This is a genomic window from Micromonospora sp. NPDC051296 (assembly GCF_040682255.1).
In the GTDB taxonomy this organism is placed as follows: Bacteria; Actinomycetota; Actinomycetes; order Mycobacteriales; family Micromonosporaceae; genus Micromonospora; species Micromonospora craterilacus.
Genome location: NZ_JBFBAO010000275.1, coordinates 1 through 9,750, shown reverse-complemented (window position 1 = coordinate 9,750; position 9,750 = coordinate 1). Strand labels below are relative to the sequence as shown.

The 9,750-nt window shown below is 73.1% G+C and carries 8 protein-coding genes; 1 reads left to right on the top strand and 7 read right to left on the bottom strand.

Going from position 1 to position 9,750, the window contains the following annotated elements; genetic code table 11:
• The 6 genes from AB0M52_RS24610 to AB0M52_RS24585 form a co-directional block, all read right to left on the bottom strand.
• Positions 1-1,791, bottom strand: a 1,791-nt coding sequence (locus AB0M52_RS24610) for a nucleoside-diphosphate sugar epimerase/dehydratase (protein ID WP_363957992.1), incomplete at its 3' end; no start/stop codon positions are given.
• Positions 1,792-1,941: 150 nt separating this feature from the next.
• A complete protein-coding gene (locus tag AB0M52_RS24605) occupies positions 1,942-2,586 on the bottom strand; it encodes an acetyltransferase (RefSeq protein WP_363957989.1) in 645 nt (214 codons plus the stop codon).
• Positions 2,583-3,731, bottom strand: coding sequence for an aminotransferase class I/II-fold pyridoxal phosphate-dependent enzyme (locus AB0M52_RS24600; protein ID WP_363957986.1), 1,149 nt, complete (start codon positions 3,729-3,731; stop codon positions 2,583-2,585). The genes AB0M52_RS24605 and AB0M52_RS24600 overlap by 4 nt, the downstream gene beginning before the upstream one ends.
• A complete protein-coding gene (locus AB0M52_RS24595; RefSeq protein WP_363957984.1) occupies positions 3,728-4,372 on the bottom strand; it encodes a sugar transferase in 645 nt (214 codons plus the stop codon). The genes AB0M52_RS24600 and AB0M52_RS24595 overlap by 4 nt, the downstream gene beginning before the upstream one ends.
• Positions 4,373-4,552: 180 nt before the next feature.
• On the bottom strand, positions 4,553-4,987 hold the full coding sequence (locus AB0M52_RS24590) for a hypothetical protein (protein ID WP_363957981.1): 435 nt from the start codon (positions 4,985-4,987) through the stop codon (positions 4,553-4,555).
• Between the two features lie 222 nt (positions 4,988-5,209).
• A complete protein-coding gene (locus AB0M52_RS24585) occupies positions 5,210-7,654 on the bottom strand; it encodes a Tex family protein (RefSeq protein WP_363957978.1) in 2,445 nt (814 codons plus the stop codon).
• Positions 7,655-7,716: 62 nt separating this feature from the next.
• Between AB0M52_RS24585 and dgt the strand changes: the two genes are divergently transcribed.
• A complete protein-coding gene (gene dgt / locus AB0M52_RS24580) occupies positions 7,717-9,228 on the top strand; it encodes a dGTP triphosphohydrolase (protein WP_363957975.1) in 1,512 nt (503 codons plus the stop codon).
• A gap of 5 nt (positions 9,229-9,233) precedes the next feature.
• On the opposite strand, the gene AB0M52_RS24575 is transcribed toward dgt, so the two are convergent.
• On the bottom strand, positions 9,234-9,750 hold a 517-nt coding region (locus AB0M52_RS24575), incomplete at its 5' end, for an MBL fold metallo-hydrolase (RefSeq protein ID WP_363957972.1).

Here is a 9,750-nt window from a genome sequence, read left to right as displayed (position 1 = left end):
GGGCTGTTGGTCGCCGCCGCACTGCTCGGCGGCGGCATGATGGGCGCGATGGCGCTGGTCGGGCCGGAGAACTTCGACCAGCGGGTGCAGCGGGCGGGTGTCGACCTCGCCGGTGCCGAGCAGGTCCTCGTGCAGCTTCTCGCCGGGGCGCAGTCCGGTGAAGACGATCGGCACCACGCTGTCGGCCTGGTCGGCCAGCTGCCGGGCCAGGTCCGTGATGCGTACCGGCTCGCCCATGTCCAGCACCAGCGCCTCGCCGTCGCGGCCGATCTCGGCCGCCTGGAGGACCAGGTGTACCGCCTCCTGCAGGGTCATCAGATACCGGGTCACCTCCGGGTGGGTGACGGTGAGCGGGTTGCCCGTCTCGATCTGCCGCTGGAACGCGGTGACCACCGAGCCCCGGCTGCTGAGCACGTTGCCGAAGCGGACGCTGAGGAAGGTGCCCGGGAAGCGCGAGGCGGCGTGCGCGGTCAGCCGTTCGGTGATCCGCTTGGAGTAGCCCAGCACGCTGATCGGGTCGGCGGCCTTGTCGGTGGAGATGTTCACGAACTTCGCCACGTCGTGGCAGGCGTCCAGCACCGACAGGGTGCCCCAGACGTTGGTCTTGACCGCCTCGCCCGGGTGCCGTTCGAGCAGCGTAAGGTGCTTGAGCGCGGCGGCGTGGAAGATGATCTCGGGGCGTCGGTGCCGGAGGATCCGCCGGATGCCCTCGTCGTCGCGCAGGTCGGCGAGGATCAGTTCGGGGCCGTCGAGCAGCGCCCGGCCGTCGAGCGACATCTGCAGCGCGTGCAGCGCCGATTCGTCGCGGTCGAGCATCATCAGCTCACCCGGGTTCGCCTTCATCACCTGGCGGCACAGCTCGGAGCCGATCGAGCCGCCGGCGCCGGTGACCAGGATGCGCCGGCCGGTGAGGCCGTTGGTCCGGACCGCCATGTCGGCGACCACCTGGCGGCGGCCGAGCAGGTCGCTGATCCGGACGTCGCGTACGTCGGTCACCGTGATCCGGTGGTCGACCAGGTCGCGTACCGGTGGCAGCACCTTGAAGGCCGCCCCGGTGTTCAGGGTGGCCTCCCGGATCTGGCGGATGAGGGCGGCGTCGGCGTTGGCCACCGAGAAGATCACGGTGGTGGCGCCGGTGCGGCGTACCGCCCCGGCCACGTCGTCACGGCCGCCGAGCACCCGAACCCCGTCGACAGCGAGATTGCGCTTGTCCGGGTCGTCGTCGAGGGCGCCGACCGGCAGGTATCGGCCACGCGGGTCGGTGAGCAGGGCGCGCAGCAGCCCCTGGCCGGCGTCGCCCATACCGAACAGCAGCACCGGGGTCGACGAGCGGACGTCCGGACGCAGGGCCAGGTCGCGCTGGTGCCGGTAGGCGAAGCGGACGGTGAGCATGAACAGCAGGGCGAGCGCTCCGCCGACCAGCGGGGTGCTCGCCGGCACCGGGCGCTCGGCGACCGGAAGGAGGCCGAGCAGCATCACCGCCACGGTGGTGAGCGCGGTTCCGGCCAGTCCCTGGACCTCCGGCAGGCTGCCGAGCGGATGCCGACCCGAGCGGACCCGGCGCGCCGCCGCCACCGCCACGTGGAGTCCGGCGGCGAGCAGGCCGCAGCCGGCCGCGCGGCTGAGTTGGGTGGTGGTCAGGGCGAACTCGTAGCGGGTCCAGGCGGCCGCGACGAACCCGCCGACCCAGGCCGTGGTGTCGGTGGCGAGGAATGCGAGGGCGCGGTACCGCGCCCTGGTCCGGCGCGTTCCCGCATCCGTGCGTCGGGTGGTCTTTGTGTCCCACGGCATGTGCGGCTCCCTGATTCCGTCGATCACTTCCGCCCATGGCGAGCGGAAGGAGCAAGACGCCCTTGTCCTTGTTGCATCCCTAATAAGCCCGTTTGGGCGGTTTCAGACTTAGAGAGTGAAGCATCGCATTCGTCGGCCGGTGGCCACGCTTCAGTGGGCCGGTACGCCCTTGACCACGAGGCCCGGCGGCACGTCCCGCACCACACAGGCACCCGCCCCGACGGTGCTGTCCCGGCCCACCCGCAACCCCTGCAGGACCGCGGCCGTGGTGCCGACGAGCACCCCTTCGTCGAGCCGGCACTCCCCGGATACGGCGGCGAGCGGATTCACCGACACGTGGTCGGCCAGTACGCAGTCGTGACCGACGGTGCAGTTCTGGTTGAGGTGGACGTGGCGGCCGAGCGTCACATTGGTGGTGACCCGGGCCCCGGCGAACGCCACGAACCCCGGGCCGTGCCGCAGATCGTCGCCGAGCGTCGCGTCGGGGTGCACCAGACTGGCCGCCGGAAGGCCGTAGCGGTCGACCCGCTGGGCGACCGCCCGCCGGATCCGCGGATCACCGATGCCGATGACGTGGTGGGTGCCGTCGGGCGCGTCGCGAAGCCACTCGATGCCACCGAGCCAGGGCAGGTCCAACCGGTGCACCCGCTTCAGGTTCTCCTCGCTGGGCCGGTCGTCGACGAAACCGAGCAGCCGCCAGCGGGGCGGGTCGCCTCCCGCGTCCATGGCGCGGGCGATGGTCAGGATCTCCCGACCGTGCCCGCCGCAACCGACGATCACCAGGGGTACGGTCACGCCGCCGGAGCCCCGGTCCGCGCCGCCAGGAACTCGTCGATCGCCGACAGCACGGCGGTGACCTGCCGCTCGCTGAGGGCGCTGCCGCTGGGCAGGGTCAGCCCCTCGGCGAAGAGTCGCTCGGCGGCCCCGGTGAGCAGGCTCTCGGCGTCGGCGTACGCCGGTTGCAGGTGCATCGGCTTCCACACCGGTCGGGTCTCGATGTCCCGGGCGGCCAGGTGGTCGGCGAGTTCGGCCGCCCCCCAGCCCGACCGCTCCCGATCCACCCGGATGCTGGTGAGCCAGCAGTTCGAGCCGGTGTCCTCGGCTCCGATCAGGTCGACTCCGGGCACCGGGGCGAGGAGCTTGGCGTACCGGTCGCGCAGTCGCCGGCGGCGGTCGATCATTCCCTCCAACCGGACCAGTTGGGCCCGGCCCAGCGCGGCGAGCAGGTTGCTCAGCCGGTAGTTGTAGCCGGTTTCCCGGTGCTCGTAGTGGGGCACCGGCTCACGCGCCTGGGTGGACAGGTGCCGCGCCCGGTCGAGCAGCGCCAGGTCGTCGCCGACGAGCATGCCGCCGCCCGAAGTGGTCATGATCTTGTTTCCGTTGAAGGAGAGGACGCCGACCTGTCCGAAGGAACCCGCCGGGCGGTCGACATGGGTGGCGCCGAGCGCCTCCGCGGCGTCCTCCAGCACCGGGGCGTCGGCTGCGGCGCAGACCGGCAGCAGCGCGGTGTAGTCCGCGCAGCTGCCGAACATGTCGACCGGGATCACCGCCCCCACCCGCTCGCCGCGCGACCTCAGCCGGTGCAGCAGCTCGGCGACGAGGGCGACGTCGACGTTGCCCGTGTGCGGTTCGCAGTCGACGAAGATCGGCCGCGCGCCGGTGTAGCGGACCGCGTTGGCGGTGGCGACGAAGGTCAGGGTCGGTACCAGCACCACGTCTCCCGGGCCGACGCCCAGCCCCAGCAGGGCCAGGTGCAGCGCGGCGGTGCCCGAGCTGACCGCCACCGCACCACGGGTGCCGAGCCGGGCGGCGACCTCCCGCTCGAAGGCGTCGAGATCCGGCCCGACCGGCGCGACCCACCCAGAGCGCAGCGCCGCGATCAGGTACGACTCCTCCAGCGGCCCGACGTCCGGCGGAGAGAGGTGGATGGTGCCGGTCATCGCCGGCTCCCGAGGAACTCCGGGGCGGTCGCGCTGCCGGCGGCGGAGATCCCCTCCCGGCGCAGCACGGTGCGGACCGTGGCCGCGAGGATCGACAGGTCGAGGCGGAGGCTGCGGTGCCGGACGTACTCCACGTCGAGCGCGAGCTTGTCGTCCCAGTCGAGGCTGTTGCGTCCGCGTACCTGGGCCAGCCCGGTGACGCCCGGCCGGACCTCGTGGCGGCGGGCCTGGGTGGGGGAGTACCGGCCGAGGTACTCGGGCAGCAGCGGCCGGGGACCGACCAGGCTCATGTCGCCGCGCACCACGTTCCAGAGCGTGGGCAGCTCGTCCAGGCTGGTCGCGCGCAGCCAACGGCCGAGCGGGGTGATCCGGTCGGCGTCGCTGGTCAGCGTGCCCTGCGGCTCGCGCATGGTGCGGAACTTGACCAGCTCGAACGGGCGGTCCGCCCGCCCGATCCGGCACTGGCGGAACAGCACCGGCCGGCCCAGGCCCACGGCGACCGCCACCGCGACCGCCGCCATCAGGGGCGCGGTCAGCAGCAGCAGTACGGTCGCGAGAATCACGTCGAACACCCGCTTGACCCGATCGTCCGGCGCGGGGCGGGGTGGGCGTACGGGAGCGGTCACCGAGGGTACGGGCACCGTTCTGACCTCCGTCAGTCAACCGGTCAAAGCAGACAAACGGGTTGTATCAGACCGATCGCGCTCGCTGGGGCCGAATAGCGACAGTCGACACGTAACCCGACACCTCAACCCTCGGAGGCACGGAAAGGACACGGCGCATTGGCGTGCCGTGCCCGTCGGGAGTGTCGTCGATGCTGGTCAGAGGCCGGTGTCGCCGGCGTCGAGTCGACGTTGCAGCAGGATTCGCAGCGGCACCGACTCCCCGTCCCGGCCGCCCTCGCCGACCACCAGCGGGGCCGGGCCGGGCTGCGGGTCGGCCCCGAGCAGCCGGGAGCGCAGCGCGCGCGGCACGGTCAGCAGGTGGAAACGTCCGTCCACGTCGACCGCCCGGGTCCGCCCCCGGTCGATGTACCAGCCGCGCAGCCGGGTCCGGTAGCGGGCCCGGCCGTCATGCGACCGCGCGACGAGACGGGTGGTGGCCAGGCCCCGGCGGCGCGCCTCGACGACGAACGCGCTGACCAGCGCCGCCGCCTCGGCCTGTTCGGCGTGGCGGCGCTGCTCGTCGGCCGCCGCGTGCGCCAGCACCGCGCGCCGCCGCACCTCCCGCCAGTCCGAGCCGTCTTCGGAGACCACGCCCCGACGGTACGCACCGACCCCTGCCCGTCGGCGTCCCGGGTGCCCTCGGAGCGCCCTTTGCTCTGCTTCAGCGGACGCACCGATTCCGGCGACAAACCAGTGCGCGGGTTGAAGCAGAGCAAAGGGGCCCGAGGTGGTCACCGACCGGGGCCGCCGGCCCACGGCAGGACAGGACGGTTCGCCCAGGTCCCGCCTGCCGTGGCGCTGGTGGCGGCAGGTTCAGAGCAGGCCGGCGCGGCGCAGCGCGTCGGCCATCGCGCCGTCGGCGGGCGCGGACCCGCCGCCCCGGCCCTGGCGCATTTGGCCACCACGTCCCTGCCCGCCCCGGCCGTGCCCGCCCTGGCCTTGGCCCTGGCCGCCCCGGCCCTGCCCGTCGCGTGCCTGGCCGCCGTGCCCGTCGCGTCCCTGGCCGCCCGGCCCGCCCCGGCCCGGCCGGTCGGCGCCACCACGGCCACCGCCCCGGCTGGCACCCGGCTCCGCCTCGTCGTCCAGCCGCAGGGTCAGTGAGATGCGCTTGCGCGGTACGTCGACGTCCAGCACCTTGACCTTCACCACGTCGCCGGACTTCACCACCTCGCGGGGGTCCTTGACGAAGGTGCGGGACATCGCCGACACGTGCACCAGGCCGTCCTGGTGCACGCCGACGTCGACGAAGGCGCCGAACGCGGCCACGTTGGTGACCACCCCCTCCAGCACCATCCCAGGCGTCAGGTCGCTGATCTTCTCGACGCCCTCGACGAAAGTCGCCGTCTTGAACTCCGGTCGCGGGTCGCGGCCCGGCTTCTCCAGCTCGGCGAGGATGTCGGTGACGGTGGGCAGGCCGAACGTGTCGTCCACGAAGTCGGTCGCGCGCAGGCCGCGCAGGATCGCCGACCTGCCGATCAGGGCGCGCAGCTCCTGGCCGGTGCTGGCCAGGATCCGGCGCACCACCGGGTACGCCTCCGGGTGCACGCTGGAGGAGTCCAGCGGGTCGGCGCCGTCGGGGATGCGCAGGAAGCCGGCGCACTGCTCGAACGCCTTCGGCCCCAGCCGGGGCACCTTGCGCAGGTCGGCCCGGGTACGGAACGGACCGTTGGCGTCCCGGTGCAGCACGATGTTCTCGGCGAGACCGGCACCGATGCCGGAGACCCGGGTCAGCAGCGGCGCCGAGGCGGTGTTCACGTCCACCCCGACGCCGTTGACGCAGTCCTCCACCACCGCGTCCAGCGACCGGGACAGCTTCACCTCGGACAGGTCGTGCTGGTACTGCCCGACGCCGATCGAACGGGGGTCGATCTTGACGAGCTCGGCGAGCGGGTCCTGCAACCGGCGGGCGATGGAGACCGCCCCGCGCAGCGACACGTCCAGCCCGGGCAGCTCCTGCGCCGCGTACGCGGAGGCGGAGTAGACCGACGCGCCGGCCTCGGACACCACCACCTTGGTCAGCTTCAGCTGCGGGAAACGCTTGATCAGGTCACCGGCGAGCTTGTCGGTCTCCCGGCTGGCCGTACCGTTACCGATCGCCACCAGCTCGACCTGGTGCGCCGCAGCGAGCCGGGCCAGGGTCTCGATCGAGGCGTCCCACTGCCGGCGCGGCTCGTGCGGGTAGATGGTGTCGGTGGCGACCACCTTGCCGGTGGCGTCCACCACGGCCACCTTCACCCCGGTACGCAGGCCCGGGTCCAGCCCCATGGTGGGCCGGGCACCGGCCGGCGCGGCCAGCAGCAGATCGCGCAGATTGGTGGCGAAGACCCGGACGGCCTCCTCCTCCGCCGCCTGCCACAGCCGCATCCGCAGGTCCGCCCCGAGGTGGATCAGGATCCGGGTCCGCCACGCCCAGCGCACCGTGTCGCCGAGCCACTTGTCGGCGGGCCGCCCCTGGTCGGTGACCCCGAACCGGCCGGCGATCGCGGCCTCGTACCGGGTCGGCCCGGTGACGACCGCGTCGGCGTCGCCGTCGGCCTCCGGGTCCATGGTCAGGTCGAGCACGCCCTCCTTCTCGCCCCGCAGCATCGCCAGGATCCGGTGCGAGGGCAGCTTCGGGTACGGCTCGGCGAAGTCGAAGTAGTCGGCGAACTTCGCCCCGGCCGTCTCCTGCCCCTCGCGTACCCGGGCCACCAGCCGGCCCCGCGACCACATCTGCTCCCGCAACGTGCCGATCAGGTCGGCGTCCTCGGCGAACCGCTCGATCAGGATGGCCCGTGCCCCGTCCAGCGCGGCGGCGGCGTCGGCCACGCCCTTGTCGGCGTCGACGTAGCCAGCGGCGACGGTCTTCGGATCCTGCGCCGGGCCGCCCAGCAGCACGTCGGCCAGCGGCTCCAGCCCGGCCTCGCGGGCGATCTGCGCCCGGGTCCGCCGCTTGGGCTTGTACGGCAGGTAGATGTCCTCCAGGCGGGACTTCGAGTCGGCCGCCATGATCTGCGCTTCCAGGGCCTCGTCCAGCTTGCCCTGGGCGCGGATCGACTCCAGCACCGCCGCCCGCCGCTCGTCCAGCTCACGCAGGTAGCGCAGACGCTCCTCCAGGGTGCGCAGCTGGGTGTCGTCGAGCAGCCCGGTGGCCTCCTTGCGGTAGCGCGCGATGAACGGCACGGTGGCGCCGCCGTCGAGCAGCTCCACGGCCGCGCGTACCTGGCGCTCGGCGACGCCGAGCTCCTCGGCGATGCGCTGATGAACAGAGAGGGTCACGATGTGGCTCCGCCTTCTGGTGTGGGTTCCGTCGTGCATTGTGCCGGGCTAGCGTGGCGATCATGGAAGCACCTGTGGAGCCGCGCGCCCGACGGCTCTTCGGCGGCAGCGCCCGGGCCCTCGGCGACCTCGCGGCCAGCCCGTTTCGGGCCGACCGGGACCGCATCGTCGGCTCGCCGTTCTTCACCCGGCTGGGCGGGGTCACCCAGGTGGTCAGCCCCGGCGGCTCCGGCCTGCTGGTGCACAACCGGCTTACCCACAGCCTCAAGGTCGCCCAGGTGGCCCGGGCGATCGCCGAGCGGCTCACCGCCGACGGGTGGCAGCGCGACCTGGTGGAGAAGCTGGGTGGCTGCGACCCGGACGTGGTGGAGGCGGCGGCGCTCGCCCACGACCTCGGTCACCCGCCCTTCGGGCACCTGGGGGAGCGGGTGCTGGACCGGCTGGCCCGGCACCGGCTCGGCCTGACCGACGGGTTCGAGGGCAACGCCCAGTCGTACCGGATCGTCACCTCGACCGAGATCCGTGGCGCGGCGACCACCGGTCTCGACCTGACCGCGGCGGTGCGGGCGGCGATGCTGAAGTACCCGTGGACTCGGCTCGATCACCCCGACCCGCACCCGCGGCTGCTCGACCCGCCGCCGCGCGGGGCGGCCCCGCCGCCGGACGACCCGGACAGCGGCTCGGCGAAGTTCGGGGCGTACCGCACCGAGCTGGAGGACCTGCGGCAGGCCCGGGCGCCGTTCGCCGGGCGGATCGCCGACTGGCAGCAGACCGTGGAGGCGTCGGTGATGGACACCGCCGACGACATCGCGTACGCCATCCACGACGTGGAGGACTTCTACCGGGTCGGGGTGCTCCAGCAGGGCGCGGTGGCCGCCGAGCTGATGGCCTGGCAGCGCGAGGGCGCGAGCCTGCGGGCCATCACCGACGCGGCGCTGGCCACCTCGGCCCGCCGGCCCGGCTCGTCCATCGAGCGGTTGCGCCGCCAGCTGCACCGCAAGGACAGCTGGATAGCCGCCGACGACGCGTTCGCCGCCGCGATCGAGCACGTCCGGGAGGAACTGGTCGAGGGGCTGCTCGCCCAGCCGTTCGACGGCTCGATCGAGGCGGAGCAGTACGTGGCGCGCTTCTCCGCGCGGTGGACCACCCGGTTCGTCGACGCGATCACCGTCGTCGAGCAGCCCGCCGTACGCTCCGGTCACGTGCTGCTGGCCCCGGCCCAGTGGCACGAGGTGCAGGTGCTCAAGTTCGTCCACCACCGGTTCGTGCTGGCCCGTCCCGACCTGGCGTTGCATCAGCGGGGCCAGGCCCGGCTGCTCGGCACCCTGGTGGAGGCGCTGCTGGAGTGGCTGCTCGACCCGGAGGAGGAGTCCCGGCTGCCCCGGCGGCTGCACGACCTGGTGGAACTGGCCGAGGCGGAGCTGCACCCGCGTACTCCGGACCGGGTCGACAAGGCCCGCGGCCGGGCCATCGTGGACTTCGTGGCCCAGCTGACCGACGGGCAGGCGGTGGCGATGCTGGATTCGCTCTCCGGCCGCTCCGGGGCCCTCTGGACCGACGCCTTCGTGCTCTGAGGTGCTCAGGCGACCGCCTGCCACCAGCCGTCGACCGGCGGCGGGTCGTCGACCACCACCCGCTCGCCGGGGCGGGGCACGGCCAGTTGGACGTCGCGCGCCTTGGCCTCGGCCCACAGCCGGTTCACCGGCTCGGCCCAGTCGTGCAGGGCGAGGTTGAACGTCGCCCAGTGCACCGGTAGGAAGAGCCCGCCGCGCAGGTCCAGGTGAGCGGTGACGGCCTCCTCCGGGAACATGTGGATGCTCGGCCAGGCCCGGTCGTACGCGCCGATCTGCATCAGCGTCACGTCGAACGGCCCGTGTTCGGCACCGATCTCGGCGTAGCCGCCGAAGTAGCCGGAGTCTCCGGTGTAGTAGACCTTGCGCTGGCGGCCGGCCACCACCCAGGAACTCCACAGGGTGCCGTTGCGGCGCAGCCCCCGCCCGGAGAAGTGCTGGGCGGCGGGGCCGGCACATCGCCGCTCGGCTGCTGGCCGATGGCGAGCAGGTCGTCGATGTCCCGCCGAAGTTGTCTGCCAGGGC

Coding starts and splice junctions, on each gene's coding strand:
- AB0M52_RS24600 (WP_363957986.1), bottom strand. CDS start 3,731: ATGACCGGCACCATCCACCTCTCTCCGCCGGACGTCGGGCCGCTGGAG.
- dgt (WP_363957975.1), top strand. CDS start 7,717: ATGGAAGCACCTGTGGAGCCGCGCGCCCGACGGCTCTTCGGCGGCAGC.